Source organism: Faecalimicrobium sp. JNUCC 81, from assembly GCF_053667625.1.
Map to the genome: position 1 here is coordinate 3066278 of NZ_CM132203.1, position 25867 is coordinate 3092144.

Sequence of the window (25867 nt, forward strand, 5' to 3'; positions counted from 1 at the left end):
TTTAAACCATATCATACGTTATACATACTGGTCTTTGTGTCCTTGGGTCTTTAACAATTTCTGCATCTATATTAAATATTTCTCTAAGATTTTCTTTTGTCATAACCTGATTAGCACTACCTTCACATACTATTTTGCCTTTTTTAACGCCTATCATATGATCGGCAAACCTAGCAGCATTATTAAGTTCATGTATAACCATGACAATGGTTCTTCCTTCTTTTTTATTTAATTCTTCTAATAATTTTAAAATTTCAAGTTGATGAGCTAAATCTAAATATGTAGTTGGCTCATCAAGTAAAAGTATATCCGTTTCTTGAGCTAAAGCCATAGCTATCCAAGCTCTCTGTCTTTGTCCACCTGATAAATCATCTATATCTCTATCCTTAAACTCTAAAATACCTGTTACCTCTAAAGCCCACTTTACAATGTCTTTATCTTCTTTTTTAGCTTTTCCAAATCCACTTTGATGTGGAAATCTTCCATAAGAAATTAATTCTTCAACAGTTAATCCACTTGGTGCTTGAGGACTTTGAGGAAGTACTGCCATTTCTTTAGCTAAATCTTTTGGGTTTTGTTTGTGTATATCCTTATCGTTTACGTAAATATTTCCACTTTTAGGATTTATAATTCTACCTATTGTTTTTAATATAGTAGATTTCCCACATCCATTTGCACCTATTATTGTAGTTATTTTACCTTTAGGTATTTTTAAATTTAAATCTTTAACAATATCTATATTTCCATAACTTATATTCAAATTTTTCGTAGTTATACAATTCATATTTATTCCCTCTTTCTAGTTTGATAACATTAAATAGATAAAATACGGTACACCAATTATAGATACTACTATACCTACAGGTATCTCTATTGGTGCTAATAAATTTCTTGATATAGTATCAGAAACTAATAATATTAATGTTCCTATAAGTGCTGCTGTTGGTATTAGTTTTTTATGTTTAGGACCAACTAATTTTCTTGCAATATGAGGTGAAACTAAACCTAAAAATGCTATACTACCTGCTACTGATGTAGCAACTCCAGATAATATAACTGCATAAACAATTAATTTTCTTCTTTCCTTTTCAACATTTATTCCAAGTCCTGTAGATATCTCATCACCTAGGTTTATTACATCTAAGTATCTGGCTTTATAAATAGTAATTACCATAAATAGTAATATAAATGGTAAAACTGCAAGTACGTACTTCCAGCTAGTTCCCCATATACTTCCTGATGTCCATGCCATAACTCTATTAAATTCTTGTGTTGTAAACTTCAATTGGAATATTGTTAGAATAGATGTAAATGCTACATTTATTCCTATTCCTATTAGTAATAATCGCGATGAACTTATACCATTTTTCCAAGCTAAAATATATATTAAAAACGCTCCAAATAAAGCACCACCTAGTGCTACTATTGGCATTGTAAATATCGTAAAATCACTAACTCCATCATATACATTCCCATTCATTAAAAATATGTATACTACTACAAATAATGCTGCTCCTGAGTTTATACCTAGTATACCCGAGTCCGCCAAATCATTTTTTGTTACACCTTGAAGTATTGTTCCTGCTGTTGCAAGCGAAGTACCTACTAATATAGCCATTACGATTCTCGGTAGTCTTAGTTTAAATATAGCTATTTCATGATTTCTTTGCCCTTGTCCAATTAATGTTTTTATAACATCCTCTGGACTTATAGCAAATGAACCTAAGTTTAAACTTACTAAAAACGTAATAAATATTAATACTATTAAAATTGCACTTATAAGTAAAAATTTTTTATTTTTGTTCATTTTCATAGTCTATTTAGTTTCCTTTCTTACAAGATATATAAATACTGGAACTCCTAAAAGTGCAGTTAATGAACCTATTGGTGTTTCAAATGGTGGATTTATCATTCTAGCCATAATATCACTATATACTAACAATATTGCTCCTAATACTAAAGAACAAGGAATTATATACTTATAATCAGCTCCAACTATTGCTTTAACAATTTGAGGTACTATAAGACCGACAAACACTATATTTCCAGCAACAGCCACTGATGAACCAGCTAATAGTATAACTAATAATAAACATATAAATCTTACTAAGTTTGTATTTTGTCCAAGTCCTATAGCTACTTCTTCTCCTAAACTTAGTATAGTTATCTTAGGTGCCATTACCATAGCTAATATAGTGGATACTCCTCCTACTATGAAGAGTAATTTAACACCTTCCCATTTAGCACTTGTAAGACCACCTGCTATCCAAAAACTTAACTGTTGTGATAAATTAAAATACATTGATACTGCCATTGCTAATGACACTAATAATGTACCTAGGGCAGTTCCTGCTAAAGCAAGCTTTACAGGATCAACTTTACCTCTTGATTTAGAACTTACAAAATAAACTAATAAACCACTAATACTTGCTCCTAAAAATGCAAATATCATAAGACCAAAACTTCCTAATGCAAATCCAGGAATTAGTACTTGTAATACTAATGCTATTGCTATTGTAAATGTGGCTCCTTGAGTTATACCCATAACAGATGGATCTGCAATCGGATTTCTAGTTATACCCTGCATTATAGCACCGGATACTGCTAAAAATCCTCCTACCAATACTGCAGCTATTGCTCTTGGTAATCTTATATCTTTAACTATATTTGTATTTATATCAATATTTGATGAGAATAAGCTTTGTATAGTTGTCTTAAAACTCATATCATTTGCACCTAGGGATATTGATAATAAAATTCCTAATGCAAGAATGATAAGACCAAAAACAATTAACAAATATGCTTTTTTCTTTTTATTCAACTTAACCATATTTTCCTCCAAAACTTTATTAGCTTAAAATTAAATTTTCTCATATACCCATTTATTTCTATTTCATAAAATCTCTTAAATATAAAATAAGGTGTGAAAAATGTATACATTATCTCACACCTGTATTAATCAATTATTTTGTTAAAGCTTCCATCATTGGCTCTAATAACATTTCTCTTCCTATTGGGTTATAGCATTGAGTAAAGTATGGTATAGCATCAAGTATTGTTGCATTGCCTTCTTTAACAGCTCTTACTTGTGACCATACACTACTTTTATCTAAATCTTTTTTATCAGATTCAGTAGCTATTGCTACTATATGGTCTGAATCTATTTTAGTTAAACCTTCCATAGTAACAGTTGGTAATGTTATACCATCTTGCTTTGGCATGTTTTCTGGTCTAGCTAACTTCATATCTTCATTAATTATAGTTCCTATACCTGCATCACTAAATACCATGAAGCTTCCTGTTGTTGATAGTACTGGTAAGTATGATTTATTTCCATTTTTAGCTATTACTTCTTTACCCATTTTTTGTGCTTTTTCATCATATTTTTTTAACCAATCATTTGCAATGTTTTCTTGGTCAAATAATTTAGATACGTCAACTAGCTTAGTTCTCCAATCATTTGCATAATCTTTCATCATAACTACTGGAGCAATTTCTTTTAATTGGTCATATATTTTTTCTTGTCTTTGACTCATTATTATTAAATCTGGATTTAATGATAATATAGCTTCCATATCCATAGTATCCATCATAGAGTGACCAACTATTTTTGTTCCTTCTAATTTATTTTCTATGTATGATGGAAATTTATCAGTTTGATAAGAGTCTACATTTGATGATCCAACTGGTTTTTTATCTAATATTAATAATTCCTCTGTAGATCCTGATATATCTACTATTTTCTGTGGATTAGCTGGTATTTCAACTTCTCCTTTTACACTTTGAACCTTTCTTGTTTCATTGCTAGATTCATTTATACTTTTACTTGAACATCCACTTAAAACACCCATTGTTAAAACTGATGTCAAAAGTAATGCTAATGATTTTTTCTTTAACATGAATTTGCCTCCTAATTGTTTTCCGTTTATACTTGAAATTAATTATCATTTCTGTATTTTATTATAACATCTCTTTAAATTTAGTCAATATCTTTATAAAATTTTGTATTTTACCAAATTTACACATAAAAATAAAACTAGATTTAACATCTAGCTTTATTTTTTATCTTTATAATTGTTCTTCTTCTTTTATATTTAGCATTACTTTGAGAATTTTCCATTCCATCAGATGGAATAGTCTTTCTCCTTGTTTTGTATTCTCAGCATATCTAATTCCATTTTCAATAAGATTTAAATAATACTACTTTCACCATAGCCTTTTTATATTTATATTAAACTAATTTATAATCTTCCTGATTTAATTTGCTTGCAGCTTCTTCATCTAATATTAGTACTATATCATTGTGGAATTGTAATATTGATGCTGGAACTTCTGGTATAACTTTTCCATATACAGTGTTGTATATAGCGTCTGCTTTACCTTCTCCACAAGCTAATAACATTATTTTTCTAGCTTTAAATATTGATCCAGTTCCCATTGTTATAGCTTTTCTAGGAACATCCTCTATCTTATCAAAAAATCTTGCATTAGCTTCTATTGTACTTTCCTTTAAGTCAACTAAATGAGTTCCTCTTTCAAAGTTTATAGTTGGTTCATTAAATCCTATATGAGCATTGTGACCTATACCTAAAACTTGTATATCTATTCCACCAGATTCCTTTATAAAGTTATCGTATCTGTTGCATTCTGCTTCTACATCTTTAACCATACCATTTGGTACGTGTATATTTTCTTTTTTTACATTTATATGGTTAAATAAATTTTCATGCATGAAATAGTGATAACTTTGGTCATTAGTTATAGGTAGTTGATAGTATTCATCTAAATTAAATGTAGTTACTTCACTAAAATCTATAACATTATTTTTATACATATTTACTAATTCTTTATACATACCCATAGGAGTACTGCCTGTTGCTAATCCTAAAACTGAATTTGGCTTTAATGTAACTTGGCTTAATATCATTTGTGCTGCTTTTTTGCTCATTTCTTCATAGTTTTTACATACTAATATTCTCATGTTTTTCCCCCTACATGTTATTTTTTAAATATAACGTTTCCTTTGTTTATCGTCATATAACAATTTATATTTTCATCAAATATAGCTATATCTGCATCTTTTCCAATCTCTATACTTCCTTTAATTTTATCAACACCTATTGATTTAGCTGGATTTAATGAAGCAAGCTTTACAACTTTTCTTACATCTAAATTCGTATTGTTTAAGAAATTATATACCATTTTATTAAGTGGCATTACACTCCCTGCTAAAGATCCACTTTCTAGTCTTGCTTGACTATCTTTTACTACAACTTTCTGACCACCTAAAGAATATTCTCCATCTTCAAGTCCACCAGCTTCTATAGAATCTGTTATAAGTATTATTTTATCTTCACCTTTATTGTCTAATATAAACTGGAATAAATCTGTAGTTATATGGATTGTATCTGCTATTATCTCACAGTATGCATTACTTGTAAGAGCTGCACCTACTACACCAGGATTTCTATGGTTAAGAGGTGTCATACCATTAAACATATGAGTTATATTCCTAGCTCCTAAGTTTATAGCATCCATAGCTTGTTTATATGTTGACTTACTATGTCCTATTGATAATGCTATATTTGTATTTCTAACTACTTCTTTAGTAAATTCATAGTTTTCATCATTTTCTGGGGCATAAGTTATTACCTTTATTACATCTTTATACTTTTTAATAAATTCATAACTTGGCTCTGCTATAAATGTTTCATTTTGAGCACCTTTATATTTTTGGTGTATAAATGGACCTTCTAAATGAGCTCCTAATATTTCTGCTCTACTTTCTCCACTTCCCATTAACTCTTTGACAACATCTAGTGCATTATATATCGATTCTTTATCCATCGTCATAGTTGTTGGTAAAAATGATGTTACACCGTATCTAGCCACAGATTTAGCTATAGTTGTAACTGATTCTTCAGTCGCATCCATTGTGTCTTTTCCCATATTCCCATGAATATGTATATCTATAAACCCTGGAGATACAAATTGTCCTTTAGCATCAATAATTTCACATCCTTGAGGCACCTCATCACTTATATCCACTATCTTTTCATCAAATACCAATACTTTACCTTCTAATATTTTATTTTCTAATATTATCTTCCCATTAACTATACATTTCATATCAATCACCTACTCACTTAATATTAATTCATATTGGAACTTATCGCTTCTAAATACTGAAATAGTATATTCTATAGGTTCTTTGTTTATGTCGTATGAATTTCTTTGTATCTTAAGTGCTAATGAACCTTCTTCAGCTTCTAAAAGCCTGCATTCTTCTTTTGATAAAACTATTGGTTCTATACTTTGGTTTGCTTTTGTAATTTTATGATTATATATTTCATTTAGTATTTTATATAATGAATTGTTATCAATCATACCTTTTGTAAAACCTTTGCATGAAGCTTCTGATAAATATACTGTTTCTATAGCAAATGGCTCCCCATCTGTATATCTTAATCTAACAATTTTATATATATTAGTTTTATCATCACTTATTCCTAATTTTCTTTTTATCAATTCACTTGGTATTTCCATCTCGAAGGAAAGTATATCAGTCCTTATATCTATTCCCTTTTCTTTCATTACATCTGTAAATCCTCTTATATTTGAGAATTGGTATTTCTTTTTATTTTTTGCCACAAATGTACCCCTACCTTGAACTCTATAAAGTAAACCTTCTGAAACTAATGTAGCTATTGCTTTATTTACTGTCATTCTACTAACATCTTGCATACTACATAGTTCTCTTTCAGCAGTTATAGAATCACCTTCTTTTAACTCACCTTCTTCTATCATTTTTCTTATTATAGAACTAAGTTGAGTGTGTATAGGTACTGTACTATTTTTATTTACCTTATCCATTTGTTCATTACCTCTTTATAATTGGTATATACCAATTATACATTATTTTATATATTTTTATCAATACTTTCCTTGATTTATTAACAAAATTTTTGTCTATAATATATTTCTTATATATGGTATTATATTAAATTATAACTAAGTAATAATAACAACTAAGGAGATGATATAAATTGATAAAAATAGGTGATTATAATACACTTGAAGTTAAAAGAAAAACTGACTTCGGATATTTCTTAGATGCTAAAACTGGAAACACTAAAGATGATGTATTACTTCATAATAGATTATTAGGAAAAAATAAAATTGAAGTAGGTCAAGAAGTTAATGTCTTCATATATAAGGATTCTGAAGGTAGAACTTCTGCTACTTTAGATTATCCTAAGGCTAAAGTAGGCGATGTAGCTTATTTAAAAGTAGTTGCTCATACACAAATAGGTAGTTTTATAGATGTAGGTCTTCAAAAGGATATATTAGTACCTTTCAGTGCTAAGACTTATGAACTTGAAAAAGGTAGTAGATATCCATTCTATATATACTTAGATAAGTCAGGAAGAATAGCTGCAACTACTGATATAAATGAGCATCTTACAACAGACCATGAGTACAATATAGGTGATAGTGTAACTGGTGTAGTTTACGGATTCCAAACTAATAACTCTGCTATGATTTGTGTAGATAACAAATATGCAGGTGTTATACTTCATAACGAATACTTCACTGAGTTAAAAATAGGTGATCAATTAAACTTAAACGTTATAAAAATATACGAAGATGGTAAATTAGGACTTACTCCTAGAAGCAATAGAAAAGATGAACTAGATTCTCTAGAAAGTTCAATCATGAGTTACCTAGAAGGTGCTGATGGTCATATGAGATTTAATGATAAATCAACACCAGAAGAAATATCTACTGTGTTTAATAGCAGTAAAAAGAACTTCAAGCGTGCCCTTGGTGTTTTAATGAAAAAAGGATTAATAACTCAAGATGAAAATGGAACTTCTATAAAGTAGTGGCTCAAAAAAGACTAGTCTAATGACTAGTCTTTTTGTTTTATTAATTTCCTATTCTTTCATATAAATCTATGAACTCTTCAGCTAATTGTTGGAAATTCATAGCATTCATAAGATGATCTTGTGCATGAACTAATATAACACTCATCTCTGTTTTATTTCCACTTGCTTCATTTTGTATTAATTCAGTTTGAAATCTATGAGCTACAACCATACCTTCTTTAGATTTAACTATATTTTCTCTAGCTGCTTCTATATTTCCGGCTTTAGCCTCTCTTATAGCTTCAAAAGCTAATCCTTTAGCATCTCCTGCATGAGCTATAATATTAAATGATATTTCAATTATTTTTTCATCCATTATAAATTTCCTCCTTATGTTATCTATTAAACTGTGGTAAATATTCTTTATGTGCTTCTAACATTTCGTCTAATAATACCTTAGCAGTATCATCAGATGGTATTAATGGATTTATAGAAAGTGCAAGAAGTGCTGTATTATAATCTCCATATACAGCAGCTTTTGCTGCTAGTAATTCAAATGATTTTATTTCACTAACTAATCCATGAACCGCTTCAGGTAAGTACCCTATTGCTAAAGGCTTTGGCCCATTTTTAGTGATAACACTACTTACTTCTACACTTTGATCATCTTTAAAGTCTCTTATAGCTCCATTATTTAAAGTATTAACTACTTGTATATCGCCTTTGTCATTATATATAGAACTTATTAAGTTGCAAGCTGCATCACTATAGTATGCTCCACCTCTTTTTTCTAGCTGAGGAGGTTTTACATCTAAATTTTCATCTTTATATAATTCAAATAATTGTTCTTCTAATTCTTTAACTACCTGACCTCTGGCTTTCCCCTTAGAAAACTCATGAAGTTCCTCTTGTAACATCTCCTTAGACTTATAGTAGTATCTATGGTAAGGACAAGGTATTGCTCCTAAAGCTTTAACAAATTCAGCATTAAAATCTATAGCTTTTATATTTTGCATAGATATTTTAGAATTTGTAAACTTTTCTATAGCTTCCTCTGTTACATCTACACCATCTAAAGATACATTTAGACCATAAACCATATGATTAAGTCCAGCAAAATCCATATGAATTCTCTCGTGATCTACTTCAAATTCTTTTGCTATCCCATTTCTCATTCCTATAGGTACATTACATAAACCTATATAGTTTTTAAAATTAGTATATCTAAATACAGCTTCAGTTATTATACCAGTTGGGTTTGTAAAGTTTATAAGCCATGCATTTGGGCATAACTCTTGAATATCTTTAATTATATCTAATACTACAGGTACAGTTCTTAGAGCTTTAAAAAGACCTCCTGCTCCATTAGTTTCCTGACCAATTATTCCATGAGATAAAGGAATGCTCTCATCCTTTATTCTTGCATCTAATAATCCAACTCTTAACTGAGTTGTTACAAAGTCAGCTCCCTTTAAAGCTTCTCTTCTGTCTAAAGTTAAATGTACATCTATATCTAATCCTGCTTTTTTTATCATTCTCTTTGCAAGATTTCCAACTATATCAAGCTTTTCTTTTCCTTCTTTTATATCCACTAACCAAATTTCACTCAATGGAAGTTCTTCATATCTTTTTATAAATCCTTCTATAAGTTCCGGTGTGTAACTAGACCCACCGCCTATAGTTACTATCTTCAGCCCTTTTTTCATCAATGTCTACCACCTTATCTATAGATTATTAATTTACGCTTTGTTTATCTAATTTTTTCTTTGTCATTCTTTCTTCAGCTGCAACAAATGGTAAGTAAATACCTATAGATATTAATAAGTTAACTGCTGCTAATGCTCCTCCAGTCCAGTGACCTGTAGCCATTAATCCTCCCATTATTGGTGGTGTAACCCATGGTATTTTAGACATTATTACTGGATGAACTATTCCTGATGATATCGCAAAGTACGAAAGTGCTGCACATATAACAGGTGCTAAAACAAATGGTATTGCATACATTGGATTTAGTACTATTGGTAAACCAAATATCATAGGCTCACTTATATTAAATATTGATGGTGGCCCACCTAAAGCTATCATTTCTTTACGTCTTCTACCTGCTATTAATAATGCTATTACTAGACCAAGTATCATACCTGATCCACCTAAGTATACAAATGCATCAAGGAATGCTCCTGCAAATACATTGTATCCTGTAGTTGCTCCTGCTGCTGCTAAAGCTTCGTTTTGTCCACCTAATTGCATTAGTATTGGTTCAACAACTGGTAAAGCTATGTTTGCACCATGAAGTCCAAATATCCAAAGAACGTGAACAAATAATGCTACTACTATTGTTCCTATAAATGAATCAGCAACTCCTGCTAAAGGCATCGCTAAATATTTTGATAATAAATCGTTAAGATGTAATCCACCTGATAATTTATTAATAAAGATTCCTATAACACCCATTACAAATAATGTTATTACCCCTGGTAATAATTTTGCAAATGATCTTGAAACTGCTGGTGGTACACTATCAGGCATCTTAATTGTTAACCATGATACTTTTGATAATTTAACGTATAATTCAGTTGCTATTATTGCTACTATAATTGCTGTAAACAATGCATCAGTTGATATATATCCCTTCGGAATGAATCCCCATCCTTCAGCTACAACTGCTCCAGCTTCATCCACTACTTTAGCTACTTGAGGAGCTAATAATAAGAATGAGCTTAAAGATATAAGTCCTGCTTGTAATTCATTTTCGTTATATGATTTCGCTAAGAAATATGCTACTGAAACTGCTAAGAATAATGCCATTGTGGCAATTGATGCCCACCATATATTTCCCCCTAGTGTAGTCCATCCTTCACCAAATATACTAGCCATCATATTTTTATATGCTTGAATTGGTAAGTTATTAATAAGCGTTGCAAATGCACCAGCCATTGTTATAGGTATCATAGCAACAAATCCATCCCTTACTGCTACTAGATGTCTTTGTGATCCTATTTTTGCGGCTATTGGTACTAAGTATTTTTCCATAAAAGCCATTATCTTTTCCATTACTATACCTGCCTTCCCTAATCTTATTTTATGTTTTAGGGATTGGATAACATTTTCCTAGCCATTTGTATATAATTGTATTTCAAATGTATATACATTTCAAGTACTTTTTTTAATTTTAATATTTTTCTGAAAAGGCAGAGTAAGTTTAGTAATATTTTCTATTTATTTTGGAACTGCATTTAATGTTAATGTGTATCCATGATGATATGTATGAGAGTATTCAAATGCTTCACTATTTTGTAATTTACATACCTGAGCTATATATAATAAAGCTTGAGGACCATCTAATTCTAAAGCTTCTTCTATTTCTATTTCAGACATAACAGCAGTTACTTCTCTTTCAGACATAGCTATTTTATATCCACAATCTTCCTCTACATATTTATATAAAGATCCATTGCAACGTTCTTTGCTTAAATTAGGAAATAATTTTACAGGCATATATGTTACCATGTATGAAACTCTTTCATCGTCAGCAATTCTTACTCTTTTGATTTCCCATACATTATCATTTTCTTCTAGGTTTAACTTTTTTTTAAGTGTTTCATCAGCTTGGACAATATTAAGATCAAGTACTATATTAGAAACTTTATATCCTTTACTCTCCATTTCTCTTGTAAATCCACTTATTGTAGATATATTATCGTATATATTATTTCCTAGTACTATGCTACCTATTCCTCTTCTTCTTGCTATGTATCCTCCGTTAACTAAGTTGTTAAGAGCTGACCTTACAGTCATTCTAGTTACATTAAACTTTTCTGTTAATTGTTTTTCAGATGGGATTAAATCGCCTTCTTGTAATTGCCCACTTTCAATTAGGTTCATTACGTAATTTTCAATATTTTTATACATAGGTTCCTTCATTTTAATATATTCCTCTCTCGTTTTTATTTTCTATATTTTATCTCTATAAAAATTTATATTACTAATTTCGACATATGTATATCAAATATAAGCAATAGTTCTTTAATACATAAAATTCTAATAATAAAAGTATATTATAATTTTATGTAAATTTAAAGGCTAGTAAAATTATATTAAATTTACTAGCCTTATTTTTAATTATATTTTATTTACTTTAGTATCAATAGCCGCTTTTTTAACTGCATTTGAAACATTTTTAGCTACATTTTTATTAAATGCATCTGGTAAAATATAGTCTATTGAGATTTCTTCATCAGATATAGTATTTGCAATAGCATAAGCCGCTGCTATTTTCATTTCTTCATTTATCTCTTTAGCTCTAACATCTAACGCCCCTCTAAATATTCCAGGGAATGCTAATACATTGTTAACTTGGTTTGGAAAATCTGAACGTCCTGTTCCAACTACTAATGCTCCACCTAGTTTAGCTTCATCTGGCATTATCTCAGGAGTTGGGTTTGCCATTGCTAATACCATTGATTTATCATTCATAGTTTCTACCATTTCTTTATTTAGCATATTTGGCCCTGAAACTCCAATGAAAATATCTTTTCCTTTTATCACTTCTTTTAAAGATCCCTTTTCATTATTTATATTAGTTTTATCTAGCATTTCTCTTTGTGCCCAGTTTAAGTCATCCATGCTTTCTTCAAGTGCACCTTGCTTGTTGCAAAATATTACATTTTTTACATTCATACTTAGCAATATCTTTCCTATTGCAATCCCTGCAGCACCTGGACCGTTTATTACTATTTCTAAATCTTCAATTTTTTTAGATGATAATTTAACATAGTTAATTACAGCAGCTGCTACAACTATTGCTGTACCATGTTGATCATCATGAAATACCGGTATATCCAATTCTTTTTTTAATATATTTTCTATTTCAAAACATCTTGGAGAACTTATATCTTCTAGATTTACTCCTCCAAATACAGGTTCTAATAATTTCACAGTATTTACTATTTCATCTACATCATTAGTTTTTACACATATTGGAAATGCATCAACATCTGCAAATTCCTTAAATAATATTGCCTTTCCTTCCATAACTGGAATAGATGCATGCGCTCCTATATCTCCAAGTCCAAGCACTGCACTTCCATCACTCACTACTGCAACAGTATTTCCTTTTGATGTATATTTATATACATTATCTATATCTTTATGTATTTTTCTACAAGGCTCAGCTACACCTGGAGTATACGCTGTAGATAAATCATCTCTAGTTTCTATTTTTACTTTACTTTCTACTCTAATTTTACCTTTATTTTCTTCATGCATTTTAAGTGCTAATTGAGAATAATCTTTATTGTTTTTCATACATCTTTCTCCCTTTTTCATATATGTTATTTCCTTTGCTATCTATAGCTACAATTAGTTGAAGATCTTCCACTTCTAATTTTCTTATAGCCTCTGCATCTAAATCATCATAAGCTATTACTTCACAAGTTTTTATAGAATTTGATATATATGCACCAGCTCCACCTATAGCAATAAGATAAATAGCATTGTACTTTTTTATACCTTCTATAACTTCATTACTTCTTTTTCCCTTGCCTATCATTACTTTTAATCCTCTTTCTAAAAGAGGAATTGTTAAATCGTCCATTCTATAAGAGGTTGTTGGTCCTGCCGAACCTATTACTTCTCCTGGTTTATTTGGTGTCGGTCCAACATAATATATTCCTTGGTCTTTAATATTAAAAGGTAACTCTTTATCTTTATTTATACAATCTATTAATCTTTTATGTGCAGCATCTCTAGCAGTATATATAGTTCCACTTAATCTTATTATATCTCCACAACTTAGCTTCTTTATTTCATCTTCTTTTATAGGCATACTTAAACTTATCATATTGACTCTCCTATATAATTATTTTTTTATGTCTTGAAGCATGACAATTTATATTAACTACAACAGGTAAGCCTGCTATATGTGTTGGATATGTTTCTATATTAATAGCTAGTGCAGTAGTATTTCCTCCTACACCTTGTGGTCCTATACCTAATTTATTAATTTCAGTTAATAAATCTTTTTCTAATGTTTCTATATCTTTATTTTTATTATGCATCCCTACTTCTCTAAGTAAAGATTTTTTAGCTATTTGAGCGCATTTTTCTACTGTTCCACCTATTCCAACGCCTACAACTATTGGAGGACATGGATTTGGGCCAGCTTCTGAAACTGTATCTATTACAAATTCTTTTATTCCATCTATACCATCTGATGGTTTTAACATTTTTAATTTACTCATATTTTCACTCCCAAATCCCTTTGGAGCAAACTCTATTATTATTTTATCTCCTTTAATAATCTCATAGTGTATTATTGCTGGAGTATTATCTTTGGTATTTATTCTACTTAATGGGTCTACAACAGATTTTCTTAAATACCCATCTCTATATCCCTGCCTAACTCCCTCATTTATTGCATCTGTAATTGTATCTCCTTTTACAACTACATCATTTCCTAATTTAACAAAAAATACAGCCATTCCTGTGTCTTGGCATATAGGTGTATTTTTTTCGTTTGCAATATTTGCATTATCTATTATTATATTTAAAATATTTTTTCCTAATTGACTTTCTTCTTTTTCTAGGTTTGATTTTAATGAATTTACTACATCATTTCCTAGATTTATGTTTGCATCTATACAAATTTCTTTTACTTTTTCCGTAATTTCATGAGATTCTATCACTCTCACTCGAACATCCCCCTATGCATTCAATTTTAATATTCGTATATTTATACTTTAACATTTTTTCTAGTCTACTACAAGTTGTAAAAAAGCTAACACTCATAAACTTAAATTTATAAATTAATATTGATAGTATAATTTTTTAAATAAAAAAAGAGTTAGTTATAAATCTAACTCTTTTTTTTATTTTATTATATCTATAAATTCACACTCAGTTATTTTTTGTAAATCTAACGGATTTAGTTGCACTTGATATCCTATTTTACCAGCACTTACTATAATTTGTTCTAAATCAGATGCAGTCTCATTTACAAAAGTTTTATATTTCTTTTTCATGCCGATAGGGGAACATCCTCCTCTTATGTATCCTGTAATCTTATTTATATCGGCTACATGTATCATTTCTATCTTTTTTTCTTTTGCTACATTTGCTGCTTTTTTAAGGTCTAAACTTTCATTTACCGGTATTACATATACGTATATGGTTTTGCTATTACCTTGAGCTACTAAAGTTTTATAAACTTCTTTTTCATCTTTTCCTATTTGTTTAGCTACTTCAACTCCATCTACATGTTCTCCTTTTTTTACATTATAAGAAAACATATTGTAGCTTACTTTGTTAGAGTCTAATATTCTCATCGCATTAGTTTTTACTTTTGACATAACTCCTCCTAATATATAGCTTTAGTTTTAAATTTTTAAATTCCTTTATTTATTATATCAAATTATTAAATTATTCTTTTCATATTATTTTTATTATAATTACAAATTAAAAAGATATTGATTAAATATCAATATCCTTTTAATTTATATCTCTCTAGTATATTCTTTTAACCAGTCTTTTTCTTCTTCAGTTAAATATGGACCTATCTTATCATAAACAAGTTTGTGGTAAGAATTTAAGTAATTTACTTCATCTTTTAGCATAATATCTTTATCTATAGCATCTAAATCTATCGGCGCAAATGTAACTACTTCAAAGTCCATAAATTGACCATATTCATTTTTTTCAGCTTTCCTTACTACTATTTCATTTTCAATTCTTATACCATGAGAACCTTCTATATAAACTCCAGGCTCATTTGTAGTAACCATACCTTCTTCAAGTATACAGCTATCATCTCTATCTGCAACTACTTTCCATCTAAACCCATTAGGTGCCTCATGTACATTTAAAACAAATCCTATACCATGACCTGTTCCACATTTGTAATCTATCCCTAAATCCCAAAGCGGCCCTCTTGCAAGCATATCTAAGTTATATCCTCTGCATCCATATAAAAACTTAGCTTTTGATAATCTTATCATACCTCTGACTACGCTTGTAAAATGAGTCTTTATTTCTTTTGATATTTCTCCTAGTGCTATAGTTCTTGTTATATCTGTTGTTCCATCTAAATATTGTCCTCCAGAGTCTACTAAGAATAAATCTTTTGGCTCTAATTTGTAGTTACTTTCCTCATTTGCGCTATAATGCATCATAGCTGCATGTTCTCTATATGCTGCAATAGTATCAAAACTTGGTTCTATAAATTTATCTTGTTGTTTTCTAAAATCTTCTAATTTTTTCGTAGCACTTATTTCACTTATTTCTATTTTTCCTACCTTATTTTTTAACCAGTACATAAATTTAGTAAAAGCTACACCATCTTTTATATGGCTGTTTCTAATATTATCTAATTCTACTTCATTTTTTATTGCCTTAAACATTATAGTAGGATTAGTACCTTCTATTTTTTGAATGTTACTTGGAATATTATTATAAATTGCATAGTTTACCTTATTTGGGTCAAGTAAAACAACTTCATTTTTATCTAAAGTTTTTACAAATTCATAAATTGAATCATAAGGCTTTATAACTACATTTTCTTTACCTAATTCTTCTTTTATCTCATTATTAAGCTTATTATCATCAACAAATAAGTAAACATTCTTTAAGCCTATAACAGCATATGAAAGCACAACAGGATTTGATTTTACATCTCCTCCTCTTATATTAAATAACCAAGCTATATCGTCTAATGTAGTAATTATATGAGTTGTTGCATTTTTTTCTTTCATAACATCTCTTACTCTAGATAATTTTTCACTAAAGCTTGCACCGCTATATTCATTTCCTAGTAAGAAAGCTGGTTTATTAGGTAAATCATATCTATCTTCCCATATACTATCTATTAAATCATAAGAGTATTCTATTGATACGTTTTTAAATTCTAGCTTCTTAGCTAATTTTTCACCTTCTTTAGTGCATATTACTTTACCATCAAATCCTAATTTAGAATCATTTGGCATTTTATCTGCTAAATATTCTTCTATAGTTGGTACTCCCTCTTCTCCCATCTTAAATAATTCTATACTACTATCTTTTAATTGATTTTCAGCTTGTATAAAATATCTTCCATCAGTCCATAAACCCGCTTCATCCTGAGTTACTACAACAGTACCCGCAGATCCTGTAAATCCTGATATGAATTCTCTACTTTTAAAATAATCTCCTACATACTCACTTTGATGATAATCTGAAGATGGTATTATGTAAGCAAAAATATTTTTTTCTTTCATTATATATCTTAATTTATTAATTCTTTCTTTTATCATAATTTCTGCCTCCTTATAATAAAATATTACCCTACAATAATTATTGTATATTATAACCTAAACAATACATAGTCTTAAATCTTTAATTTATATGTATACTGATATCTCCTTTATTAAGTTTCTTAGAATTATCTAATATAGCCTTTATTTCAATAGGTCTATTTCCTAATATAATTATTTTATCACTCAAATATAAAGCTTCATCAATATCATGAGTTACAAATATTACGGTTCTCTTTTCTATTTTTAGTATATCATTGAAATTATCTATTATAACTTTTTTATTTAATATATCAATAGATTTAAATGGCTCATCCATTATAATAATATTAGAAGGACAAATTAATCCCCTTGCAATATTAACTCTCTGCCTCATTCCTCCACTAAGCATTTGAGGATAATAATTTTTATAATCAGAAATTCCTACTAAGCTTAAGTATTTATGTACTTCTTTATCTAATTCATTCTTTTTGTAATAGTTTTTAGCTATTAATCTAATATTTTCTTCAACTGTTAACCAATCTATTAATCTATCTTCTTGAAATATATAGCTTATTCCAAAACTTTCTAAAGTATCAAATTCTCTACAATCACTTTTAATAATTCCACTTATAATATTTAAAAGTGTACTTTTTCCACATCCTGATTTTCCAAGAATACAGTTTACTTTATTTTTATAAAATTTTATACTAAAATCTTTGAATATTACATCTTCATTATAGCTTTTATTTATATTATTAATTTCAAGTATCATCTCTTCCATATAAAAGTTCTCCTTAATAATACTTTTTGGATTATATCTAAAACCACAGAGATTAATAGTATTATTACAATCCATGCAAATATCCCCGATGTATTGAAATTAATCTTTTCAACTTGTATCATAGTTCCAATTCCATAAGTTGGCTGTCCATATACTTCACCTGCTATAACTACTTTTAATGCTAATGAAAATGTAGATATAAAAATAGGCATTAAGCTATGTTTTATGGACGGTAAATATAATTTTAATACTTTATCATTTATATTTATTTTATATATTTCACTCATTTCAATCAATTTTTTATCTATATTTAACATTGATCCTAATACAGCATCATATAGTATTGGCATAACTATTGAAAATCCAACTATAAATGGTGCTTTATCTTTGTTAAACCATATTAATACAAGTAAAACTAGTATCATAGTAGGAATAGACTCTAATATTTTACTTATAGGCTTAATAATATTTCTAATAATTTTATTACTATATGATAATATTCCTATAACCATAGCTAAAACTAATGCAAGTAAAAAACTATACAAACTTCTCCCTATAGAATAAGCCATATCCAAATAAAATCTTGGTTCTAAAATTATTTCTTTCATACTATTTAATGTTTGATTTATAGTAGGCAGGTATATTTCATTATTTATTAATATAGCTATAATTTGCCATAAAAACAATAGGAGAATACATGAAAGTACGATCTCCATTTTATCTTTCCTATTAGAATTATTTAGAAATGAAGTATATACCTTCATCTGGTAATTTTCCTCCTACAGAGTTAGTATCAAAATCAAATAGTTTTTTATAATAATAATTATAATCATCAATCATATCTTTAATAGGAACAAATTTTAAATTAGATCTTTCCATAGCTCGCCCTATAATACTCGATTCAATAGATATGCCTATTTCTTTAGCATATTCTCCTACTCTATCAGAGTTTGTATTAGCCCATTTCACACTATCTGATATTTGATTTATAAATGAATCTACAAACTCTTTATTTTCTTTAGCAAAATCAGATTTTACTATTATTGTAGACTGTGGATATCCCTCTTGTGAGTTATTAATTTCTTTCCATTCATCATTTAAGCTTTTTATTATTTTCACTTTTTTATTTGTATTTAGTAGCCCTGTTAATGCCGGTTCAGGAACAAATGCTGTACTAAGTTTATTTGTTGCTAAAAGTGGGACTAATTCATTTACTGAATTAACATAACTAAAATTTATTTTCCCTAAATCAACACCTCTATCCTTTAAAACAGCTTGAGCAGTTATATCTGGTGTTAGGCCCTTACCAGTATTTCCAACTTCATACCCTTCTAAATCTTTTAGCTCTTTTATATCTTCTGTAGATACTAAATAAAATGATCCCATGCCTACAGTTCCAGTTATTTGATAGTTAGATGTTTTATTATAGGCTATAGCTGCCATATTTGACGGTACTATGGCTATATCAACATCTTCTTTCATAACTGATGTAGATAGTGCTTCTGGAGCTTTTTCTATTGTATATTTTATATCATATCCTTCTTTTATTTTAATATCTTCATTCATTAATTTAGCTAGCGTTATTGACGGTAATCCATCAGGGGCAGATATTTTTACTTCCTTACTATCTACTTTACCCTCTGATTTAGTTATTTCTTTAGATGTTTGGCTACACCCTACTAATAATATAGAACTAATAGCTACTGATAGTAAAATACTTATTCCTTTTTTCATTTTCGTTTACCCCCTAAAAACTATTTTAAACTAATAACTTCTTCTAGTTTTATAAATATTCCTTCTTTTATATATAGTAAAAAAGAACTTATATGTAATTTACATATAAGTTCTTTTTTACTATATAAATGGATTATAAAATCTTGATCCATTTAACTTAACCATAGCTACAGATATAATTAATATAATTATTAAAAATATTATTGCAATATAATCTTCTTTTTTAAATCTTCTCATACTATACCATGTACGTTTTTTTCCATTTCCAAATGCTCTTAGTTCCATAGCTAAACTTATTTTATCTATTCTTTCTAAACTTGAAAATATTAAAGGTATTAGTATAGCCGATGAATTTTTTATTCTTTTTATTAATTTCTCATTTCTAGATAAATCTATTCCTCTCGCTTGTTGCGCAAATGATATATCTTTATAATCTCTTTGTACATCTGGTATGTATCTTAAAGCAATTGATACAGTATACGCCGCTTTATAATTTATGCCTATTTTATTTAAAGATGCTGCAAACTCACTAGGTTCTGTAGTAAGTATAAATAAAAGAGCTATTGGAATTGTTGAAAAATACTTAAGTATTACATTAAACTCATAAAATAATTGTTCTTTTGTTAATGTATATGGACCTAGTATATTAAATATATCATGTCTAGTGCCATATATTTCTACTCCTTGATATGGAGCAAATATAAATATCATAATTGCATTTAAAACTAAGAAAAATAATATAAAATAAAGTACAAAAGATATATCTTTAAATTCTATCTTAGATACCTTAAATGCAATTAATCCTATTATAAAAAGTCCTAATAAAACTCTTGTATCATACGTTATCATAGCAGCTATTGTCCAAACTAGAAAACATATTAATTTAGTAGCTCCTGTTAACTTATGAATAGGTGAGTCTTTCTTTATATATGACAACATTTCTGTATTCATAGCTTTCTAACCCTCCTATCATATTCTATAAATCTATTTACAAATTCTACTGAATCTTCTATACCGCACTTTATAGCAAGTTCATGTAGTGATGTTTCTTTTAAGTTTGCTTTTTTTACTATATCTTTATTAGTTAATATATTAATAGCATTATCATCGGCTAACTTTTTCCCTTCTGCCAATACAATTACATTATTAGTGTACTCTAACATAAGATGCATATCATGAGTTACCATTATAACTGTAACTCCTTTTTTATTTAGTTCAACTAAAAATTCCATTATTTCTGTATAATGTTTAAAATCTTGGCCCGCTGTAGGTTCATCTAAAATTATAACTTCTGGATTTAATACAAGTATTGATGCTATTGTGACTCTTTTCTTTTGACCGTAACTAAGTGCTGAAATTGGCCAATTCCTATATCCATATAATCCACATATTTTAAGTGTTTCATATACTCTTTCTTTAATTTCATCTTCTTTAATACCTTTTATTTTTAGCCCAAAAGCAACTTCATCAAATACCATTGTTTTAGATATCATTTGATTGGGATTTTGCATTACAAATCCTATCTTTTCTGAACGTTCTTTTATAGATTCATCTATTATATCTTTAGTATCAAATAGTATTCTTCCTGATATAGGTTTATAAAAACCACATATTAATTTTGATATAGTTGATTTTCCTGCACCATTTCTTCCAACTATACTTACCATATCTCCTTTATCTATTTTAAAAGAAAGATCTTTTAAAACTTGCTTTTCATTTCCATATGAAAAACTTACTTTATCAAACTCTAAAATTGTATTAGTTTTAGACTTTTGTATAGCTTTGTTTGCACTTTCATACCAAGTGTTAACTTTACACTTACAAGCACTACAATCTAAAGTTTTAATATTTGAAAGGTTTAACTTTGGATTTATATCACAATTTGCATATTTAAGTGCTGTTATATATAAAGGTTCTCTAACTCCAATTTCTGATAAAGTATTACTTGAAAGAAGTTCATTTGGAGTAGTATCCACTACGATTTCACCTTTATCCATTACTACAATTCTATCTACATCACAATGAAGAACATCTTCTAATCGATGTTCTATTATAACAATTGTCTTATCTCCATTTTTTTGTATGCTATCTATTAATTCTATAGCACTTTTACCTGTTGCTGGATCTAAACTTGCTAATGGTTCATCAAACAACAATACTTTAACCTCATCTACTGTAACTCCAGCTAAAGTAACTCTTTGCTTTTGACCACCTGATAATCTATATGGAGATTCATTTATTTCTTTATATATATCAACTAACTTCGCTGACTTTTCTACTTTTTCTATCATTTTCTCTTGTTCTACACAGTAATTTTCTAGTTTAAAAGCTATATCCTCGCCTACTGTAAGTCCTATAAATTGACTATCCGGGTCTTGCAATACCGTTCCTACAATTTTAGATAAATCAAATATATTTTTAGATTTTATATTTTCATTATTTATTTTTAATTGCCCTGTCATTTTTCCATCATAATAAAATGGAACTAATCCGTTAAGACAATGAGCTAATGTACTTTTTCCAGACCCTGATGGACCCACTATAAGAACTTTTTCACCTTCATATATAGTTAAATTTATATTTTTAAGCGTTGGCACTGCTTGTACTCTATATTGAAAGCTAAAATCTTTAAACTCTATTATCTTTCTTTTCATCTAAGGTCTCCTTATTAAATTTTAATCTTCTATTCTTAAACTTCCACTCTTTATTTTAGTCTTAGAATAAGTTAATAATATTAAAGTACCTAGTATACCTATAGTTAACATATTAGATATACCACCTATCATACCTTGAATATAAACTTTATCAGCCGGCTCTGCATATATATATATATCTAATGTAGGTGCAACTAAAAACCATGCAATTACATTTGCTATGACTTGTGTTATATTAAATAGTATTATTTGTTTAGTTGCAAAAAGTCCATCATTAACCTTTAATCTCTTCCATACTAATCCTATTATCAAACCAACTATTGCTGATGATATAACCCAGCTAAACCACGGCATTCCGTAAAATACTAAATCCTTTAATCCATGCCCTATAAGTCCAATTAAAAATCCTGCTACTGGCCCATATAATATAGCCATTAATGCAAGATATGCATACGCCGTTTCTATATTAGTATTTGGTATACCAGTTGGTATCGAGCCAAATCTACCTAATATCATAAATACTGCAGCTCCAATTCCTATAGCAACTATAGTTTTTATTGAAAATTTACTTTTATTCATACTTATACCTCTCTATTTTAGATGTATACATTTATATTTATTTAAATTAAACACAAATTTTAGTATAAACTTTACTAAAAAAAATGTCAATATAGGTCGCTTTTTTAGCCATTCTTCTACCTTTATTATTTGCTATATTCGTTTATGTATCCTTAACTTTTATTTAGATAAATAAAAAGGCAGAGAAAACTCTCTGCCTAGTGTAAATTAGATACTATCTTCTTTAAAATTTTAATTTACATTAATAATTGATTCTGTCTAAGTGATATTCTTAATCAAGATCAGCAACTTGTAAATCAAAGCAAAGCAATACTCTTGCTGTACCTCCTCCAGTTTGAAGTGTTAGATGATCTATTCCATTTACTGTAATTGCAGCTTCTTGATTAGGTCCTACAACAGTACCCAAACCATTTGTTCCAACAGTAACACTAACACTTGGCGATAAATTTATAATTTTTATTGTAGCACGTGTAATAGTATTTGTATTTGCTTTGTAAACAGTTATTTCATTAGATGAAGCAGTTGCTCTTATAGTAAATTGTTCTTTAACAAAAGTGTCACAGCATTCACTTTCAATTTCGCAAACTCTTTCCCTTTTATCATCATGATCTGGTCTTGGGGAACATCCACAGTTACTACCTTCATGCATATCATACATAGTATATACATCTCCTTTTAATGTAGGACAATTTTTTTGCCCTCAATATATAATATGATTTATATAAAACTTAGTTACACTAAAAAAGACATTTTTTTACTTTTTTTGACACTTTGTGTTGATTACCATATAAATACATAAAGGATATGAGATTATCTCATATCCTTTATGTATTTATCTTCTTTTCTTTTTTATAGGCTTAGAGTTTTTAGAAAACTTCTTTCCTGATTGATTATTTCTATCATTTTTACTTCTATTATTCGATTCGTTCTCTCTTGAAGAGTTTCTTCCTCTTGAATCCTTATTATTTGAGTTTTTCGAGTTATTATTCTTTTTATTAGAATTTGAGCCTCTATTTGAATATCCTCTTGCATCTTTTGGCTTAATTAAACATCTATGTCCAAGTCCTATTAAATCTTCTCTTCCAGCTTCTACTAAAGCTTGGTGAACTAAATCATAATTTCTTGGAGCTCTATATTGAAGCAATGCTCTTTGCATAGCTTTTTCTTGTTTTGACTTAGGAACATACACAGGCTTCATAGTAAGTGGGTCTATTCCGGTATAGAACATTGTAGTAGATAATGTTCCTGGAGTTGGATAGAAATCCTGTACTTGCTCTGGTTGATACTGAGTATCTCTTAAATATTCAGCTAATTCAATTGAACTATTTAATGTAGAACCAGGATGGGATGACATTAAATATGGTATTAAATATTGTTTTTTACCTAATTGTTCATTTATAGCAAAGAACTTTTGTCTAAACTTATCATAAGTGTTACCTGCAGGTTTTTGCATATGATGTAGAACTTCTTCTGCAACGTGTTCTGGGGCAACTTTAAGCTGTCCACTAACATGATGTTCTATTAATTCCCTAAGGAATTTATTATCTTTATCTGCCATAACATAATCGTATCTTATTCCTGAACGAACAAATACTTTCTTTATGTTAGGAAGTTTTCTTAATCTTCTTAATAACTGTAAATATTCACTGTGGTCTACAGTTAAGTTTTTACATGGCTCTGGGTGTAGACATTGCTTTTTCTTACAAGCACCTTTTGTAATTTGTTTTTTACATGCTTCTTTTCTAAAGTTTGCAGTAGGTCCACCAACGTCATGTATATACCCTTTAAAATCAGGTAAAGAACTTATCCACTTAGCTTCATCTACTATAGATTCTTGACTTCTACTTTGAACAGCTCTACCTTGATGGAAAGTTATTGCACAGAAAGCACAACTTCCAAAGCATCCTCTAGAACTTACTATACCAAACTTAACTTCTTCAATAGCTGGTATTCCTCCATCCTTTTTGTATATAGGATGATATGTCTTTTGATAAGGAAGTGCATATACTGCATCTAGTTCTTCTCTATTTAAAGGTCTTTCTGGTTTATTTTGAACAAGATACTTATCACCATGCTTTTGTACTATCGCTTTTCCTCTATATGGATCTTGTTCATCATATTGAACTTTAAAAGCTTCAACATACTTTATTTTATCATCACAAACTTCTTTATATGATGGTATAAGTATATAATCATCATATATTTCATCTAAAGTATCCGCTATATAACACGTCCCATTTATATGTCTTATATATTTAGGATCAAATCCATCATTAAGCGCATCTGCTACTTCAACTATTTGCTTTTCACTCATACCATAAACTAATAAATCCGCTCCACTATCTATAAGCATTGACTTTCTTACTTTATCACTCCAATAATCATAATGAGCAAATCTTCTTAAACTAGCTTCTAATCCACCGATTACTATTGATATATTTTTATATGCTTCTCTTATTTTATTACAATATACTATTGTAGCTCTATCTGGTCTAAGACCCATTTTAGCTCCTGGAGAATACATATCCTTATCTCTATGCTTTTTACTAACTGAATAGTGGTTAACCATAGAGTCCATATTTCCGCCATTTACTAAGAATCCTAATCTTGGCCTTCCTAATTTCATAAAATCATCTGTATTTTTCCAGTCAGGTTGTGCTATTATACCAACCTTATACCCTGAATTTTCTAGTACTCTTGATATTATGGCTGTTCCGAAACTGTGATGGTCAACATAAGCATCTCCTGTAACTATTATAAAATCTAGTTCATCCCATCCTCTATCTATCATATCTTGCTTGCATATCGGTAAAAATTTATTTTCCATTTTATCACCTGCTTTTTATATCATTAAATTTATTATATCCTAATTAAATCCAAACGAAACTATAGTCTCTATTTTGAGCCTCTAAATTGTAATTATACCACAAAATATGATTTAATTTGTCATATTCTATAATTTATTTAAATAGTATTTTAAGGAAT

25 protein-coding genes are annotated in these 25867 nt (G+C 28.9%); 1 reads left to right on the top strand and 24 read right to left on the bottom strand.

Translation table 11 applies throughout. The features are described 5' to 3' along the window. Position 1 precedes the first annotated feature (1 nt). The 7 genes from JNUCC81_RS15275 to JNUCC81_RS15305 all read right to left on the bottom strand — a co-directional run bounded on the left by JNUCC81_RS15275 (position 2) and on the right by JNUCC81_RS15305 (position 6873). Positions 2-784: an ABC transporter ATP-binding protein gene (locus JNUCC81_RS15275; protein WP_208333103.1), complete on the bottom strand. Its 783-nt coding sequence runs from the start codon at positions 782-784 to the stop codon at positions 2-4. A 15-nt stretch (positions 785-799) separates the two neighbouring features. Beyond that, positions 800-1807: a FecCD family ABC transporter permease gene (locus JNUCC81_RS15280; RefSeq protein WP_454094251.1), complete on the bottom strand. Its 1008-nt coding sequence runs from the start codon at positions 1805-1807 to the stop codon at positions 800-802. Positions 1808-1816: 9 nt separating this feature from the next. Continuing rightward, positions 1817-2830 carry a FecCD family ABC transporter permease gene (locus tag JNUCC81_RS15285; protein ID WP_454094252.1) on the bottom strand — a complete coding sequence of 338 codons (1014 nt, stop codon included), beginning with the start codon at positions 2828-2830 and terminating at the stop codon, positions 1817-1819. Positions 2831-2963: 133 nt separating this feature from the next. Continuing rightward, on the bottom strand, positions 2964-3899 hold the full coding sequence (locus JNUCC81_RS15290) for an ABC transporter substrate-binding protein (protein WP_454094253.1): 936 nt from the start codon (positions 3897-3899) through the stop codon (positions 2964-2966). A 332-nt stretch (positions 3900-4231) separates the two neighbouring features. Beyond that, positions 4232-4981, bottom strand: coding sequence for a glucosamine-6-phosphate deaminase (nagB, locus tag JNUCC81_RS15295; protein WP_454094254.1), 750 nt, complete (start codon positions 4979-4981; stop codon positions 4232-4234). Between the two features lie 17 nt (positions 4982-4998). After that, complete coding sequence (nagA, locus tag JNUCC81_RS15300; RefSeq protein ID WP_454094255.1) at positions 4999-6129, bottom strand: N-acetylglucosamine-6-phosphate deacetylase; 1131 nt, start codon at positions 6127-6129, stop codon at positions 4999-5001. A 9-nt stretch (positions 6130-6138) separates the two neighbouring features. Beyond that, complete coding sequence (locus JNUCC81_RS15305) at positions 6139-6873, bottom strand: GntR family transcriptional regulator (protein WP_454094256.1); 735 nt, start codon at positions 6871-6873, stop codon at positions 6139-6141. Positions 6874-7046: 173 nt separating this feature from the next. Here JNUCC81_RS15305 and JNUCC81_RS15310 point away from each other — a divergent pair, with 173 nt between their 5' ends. Continuing rightward, the gene (locus tag JNUCC81_RS15310) at positions 7047-7886 is read left to right on the top strand and encodes a CvfB family protein (RefSeq protein ID WP_454094257.1); all 840 of its coding nucleotides are present in this window, start codon (positions 7047-7049) and stop codon (positions 7884-7886) included. Positions 7887-7929: 43 nt separating this feature from the next. On the opposite strand, the gene JNUCC81_RS15315 is transcribed toward JNUCC81_RS15310, so the two are convergent. The 17 genes from JNUCC81_RS15315 to JNUCC81_RS15395 form a co-directional block, all read right to left on the bottom strand. Then, on the bottom strand, positions 7930-8244 hold the full coding sequence (locus JNUCC81_RS15315; protein ID WP_454094258.1) for a PTS lactose/cellobiose transporter subunit IIA: 315 nt from the start codon (positions 8242-8244) through the stop codon (positions 7930-7932). Positions 8245-8263: 19 nt separating this feature from the next. Next, positions 8264-9574 carry a 6-phospho-beta-glucosidase gene (locus JNUCC81_RS15320; protein ID WP_454094259.1) on the bottom strand — a complete coding sequence of 437 codons (1311 nt, stop codon included), beginning with the start codon at positions 9572-9574 and terminating at the stop codon, positions 8264-8266. A gap of 28 nt (positions 9575-9602) precedes the next feature. Next, on the bottom strand, positions 9603-10922 hold the full coding sequence (locus tag JNUCC81_RS15325; RefSeq protein WP_454094260.1) for a PTS sugar transporter subunit IIC: 1320 nt from the start codon (positions 10920-10922) through the stop codon (positions 9603-9605). Between the two features lie 165 nt (positions 10923-11087). Beyond that, positions 11088-11792: a GntR family transcriptional regulator gene (locus tag JNUCC81_RS15330; protein WP_454094261.1), complete on the bottom strand. Its 705-nt coding sequence runs from the start codon at positions 11790-11792 to the stop codon at positions 11088-11090. Positions 11793-11990: 198 nt separating this feature from the next. Beyond that, the gene (locus JNUCC81_RS15335) at positions 11991-13175 is read right to left on the bottom strand and encodes an NAD(P)-dependent malic enzyme (RefSeq protein WP_454094262.1); all 1185 of its coding nucleotides are present in this window, start codon (positions 13173-13175) and stop codon (positions 11991-11993) included. Further along, positions 13162-13710, bottom strand: a complete 549-nt coding sequence (locus JNUCC81_RS15340; RefSeq protein WP_454094263.1) for a Fe-S-containing hydro-lyase — start codon at positions 13708-13710, stop codon at positions 13162-13164. The genes JNUCC81_RS15335 and JNUCC81_RS15340 overlap by 14 nt, the downstream gene beginning before the upstream one ends. Positions 13711-13720: 10 nt before the next feature. Continuing rightward, positions 13721-14560: a fumarate hydratase gene (locus tag JNUCC81_RS15345; protein ID WP_454094264.1), complete on the bottom strand. Its 840-nt coding sequence runs from the start codon at positions 14558-14560 to the stop codon at positions 13721-13723. Positions 14561-14737: 177 nt separating this feature from the next. After that, positions 14738-15217 (bottom strand): Cys-tRNA(Pro) deacylase, encoded by a 480-nt coding sequence (gene ybaK / locus JNUCC81_RS15350; RefSeq protein ID WP_454094265.1) that lies wholly within the window; start codon positions 15215-15217, stop codon positions 14738-14740. Positions 15218-15361: 144 nt separating this feature from the next. After that, a complete protein-coding gene (locus JNUCC81_RS15355; protein ID WP_454096408.1) occupies positions 15362-17155 on the bottom strand; it encodes an aminopeptidase P family protein in 1794 nt (597 codons plus the stop codon). Between the two features lie 79 nt (positions 17156-17234). Then, the gene (locus JNUCC81_RS15360; RefSeq protein ID WP_454094266.1) at positions 17235-17915 is read right to left on the bottom strand and encodes an ABC transporter ATP-binding protein; all 681 of its coding nucleotides are present in this window, start codon (positions 17913-17915) and stop codon (positions 17235-17237) included. After that, on the bottom strand, positions 17903-18679 hold the full coding sequence (locus JNUCC81_RS15365) for an ABC transporter permease (RefSeq protein WP_454094267.1): 777 nt from the start codon (positions 18677-18679) through the stop codon (positions 17903-17905). Before JNUCC81_RS15365 ends, JNUCC81_RS15360 begins: the two co-directional genes overlap by 13 nt. Further along, entirely contained in the window at positions 18651-19649 is a 999-nt protein-coding gene (locus tag JNUCC81_RS15370; RefSeq protein WP_454094268.1) for an ABC transporter substrate-binding protein, read from the bottom strand. The genes JNUCC81_RS15365 and JNUCC81_RS15370 overlap by 29 nt, the downstream gene beginning before the upstream one ends. Before the next feature lie 120 nt (positions 19650-19769). Continuing rightward, the gene (locus JNUCC81_RS15375) at positions 19770-20600 is read right to left on the bottom strand and encodes an energy-coupling factor transporter transmembrane component T family protein (protein WP_454094269.1); all 831 of its coding nucleotides are present in this window, start codon (positions 20598-20600) and stop codon (positions 19770-19772) included. Continuing rightward, positions 20597-22303, bottom strand: coding sequence for an ABC transporter ATP-binding protein (locus JNUCC81_RS15380; protein ID WP_454094270.1), 1707 nt, complete (start codon positions 22301-22303; stop codon positions 20597-20599). The genes JNUCC81_RS15375 and JNUCC81_RS15380 overlap by 4 nt, the downstream gene beginning before the upstream one ends. 21 nt (positions 22304-22324) lie before the next feature. Further along, a complete protein-coding gene (locus JNUCC81_RS15385; protein ID WP_454094271.1) occupies positions 22325-22882 on the bottom strand; it encodes an ECF-type riboflavin transporter substrate-binding protein in 558 nt (185 codons plus the stop codon). A 271-nt stretch (positions 22883-23153) separates the two neighbouring features. Next, positions 23154-23540, bottom strand: a complete 387-nt coding sequence (locus JNUCC81_RS15390) for an S-Ena type endospore appendage (RefSeq protein ID WP_454094272.1) — start codon at positions 23538-23540, stop codon at positions 23154-23156. A gap of 174 nt (positions 23541-23714) precedes the next feature. Further along, a complete protein-coding gene (locus tag JNUCC81_RS15395) occupies positions 23715-25709 on the bottom strand; it encodes a YgiQ family radical SAM protein (protein WP_454094273.1) in 1995 nt (664 codons plus the stop codon). Positions 25710-25867 lie beyond the last annotated feature (158 nt).

Excerpts from the sequence above, each read along its gene's own strand:
- JNUCC81_RS15275 (WP_208333103.1), bottom strand. The coding sequence starts at position 784 with ATGAATTGTATAACTACGAAAAATTTGAATATAAGTTATGGAAATATA.
- JNUCC81_RS15280 (WP_454094251.1), bottom strand. The coding sequence starts at position 1,807 with ATGAACAAAAATAAAAAATTTTTACTTATAAGTGCAATTTTAATAGTA.
- JNUCC81_RS15285 (WP_454094252.1), bottom strand. The coding sequence starts at position 2,830 with ATGGTTAAGTTGAATAAAAAGAAAAAAGCATATTTGTTAATTGTTTTT.
- JNUCC81_RS15290 (WP_454094253.1), bottom strand. The coding sequence starts at position 3,899 with ATGTTAAAGAAAAAATCATTAGCATTACTTTTGACATCAGTTTTAACA.
- nagB (WP_454094254.1), bottom strand. The coding sequence starts at position 4,981 with ATGAGAATATTAGTATGTAAAAACTATGAAGAAATGAGCAAAAAAGCA.
- nagA (WP_454094255.1), bottom strand. The coding sequence starts at position 6,129 with ATGAAATGTATAGTTAATGGGAAGATAATATTAGAAAATAAAATATTA.
- JNUCC81_RS15305 (WP_454094256.1), bottom strand. The coding sequence starts at position 6,873 with ATGGATAAGGTAAATAAAAATAGTACAGTACCTATACACACTCAACTT.
- JNUCC81_RS15315 (WP_454094258.1), bottom strand. The coding sequence starts at position 8,244 with ATGGATGAAAAAATAATTGAAATATCATTTAATATTATAGCTCATGCA.
- JNUCC81_RS15320 (WP_454094259.1), bottom strand. The coding sequence starts at position 9,574 with ATGAAAAAAGGGCTGAAGATAGTAACTATAGGCGGTGGGTCTAGTTAC.
- JNUCC81_RS15325 (WP_454094260.1), bottom strand. The coding sequence starts at position 10,922 with ATGGAAAAGATAATGGCTTTTATGGAAAAATACTTAGTACCAATAGCC.
- JNUCC81_RS15330 (WP_454094261.1), bottom strand. The coding sequence starts at position 11,792 with ATGAAGGAACCTATGTATAAAAATATTGAAAATTACGTAATGAACCTA.
- JNUCC81_RS15335 (WP_454094262.1), bottom strand. The coding sequence starts at position 13,175 with ATGAAAAACAATAAAGATTATTCTCAATTAGCACTTAAAATGCATGAA.
- JNUCC81_RS15340 (WP_454094263.1), bottom strand. The coding sequence starts at position 13,710 with ATGATAAGTTTAAGTATGCCTATAAAAGAAGATGAAATAAAGAAGCTA.
- ybaK (WP_454094265.1), bottom strand. The coding sequence starts at position 15,217 with ATGTCAAAAGTAAAAACTAATGCGATGAGAATATTAGACTCTAACAAA.
- JNUCC81_RS15360 (WP_454094266.1), bottom strand. The coding sequence starts at position 17,915 with ATGGAAGAGATGATACTTGAAATTAATAATATAAATAAAAGCTATAAT.
- JNUCC81_RS15365 (WP_454094267.1), bottom strand. The coding sequence starts at position 18,679 with ATGAAGGTATATACTTCATTTCTAAATAATTCTAATAGGAAAGATAAA.
- JNUCC81_RS15370 (WP_454094268.1), bottom strand. The coding sequence starts at position 19,649 with ATGAAAAAAGGAATAAGTATTTTACTATCAGTAGCTATTAGTTCTATA.
- JNUCC81_RS15375 (WP_454094269.1), bottom strand. The coding sequence starts at position 20,600 with ATGAATACAGAAATGTTGTCATATATAAAGAAAGACTCACCTATTCAT.
- JNUCC81_RS15380 (WP_454094270.1), bottom strand. The coding sequence starts at position 22,303 with ATGAAAAGAAAGATAATAGAGTTTAAAGATTTTAGCTTTCAATATAGA.
- JNUCC81_RS15385 (WP_454094271.1), bottom strand. The coding sequence starts at position 22,882 with ATGAATAAAAGTAAATTTTCAATAAAAACTATAGTTGCTATAGGAATT.
- JNUCC81_RS15390 (WP_454094272.1), bottom strand. The coding sequence starts at position 23,540 with ATGTATGATATGCATGAAGGTAGTAACTGTGGATGTTCCCCAAGACCA.
- JNUCC81_RS15395 (WP_454094273.1), bottom strand. The coding sequence starts at position 25,709 with ATGGAAAATAAATTTTTACCGATATGCAAGCAAGATATGATAGATAGA.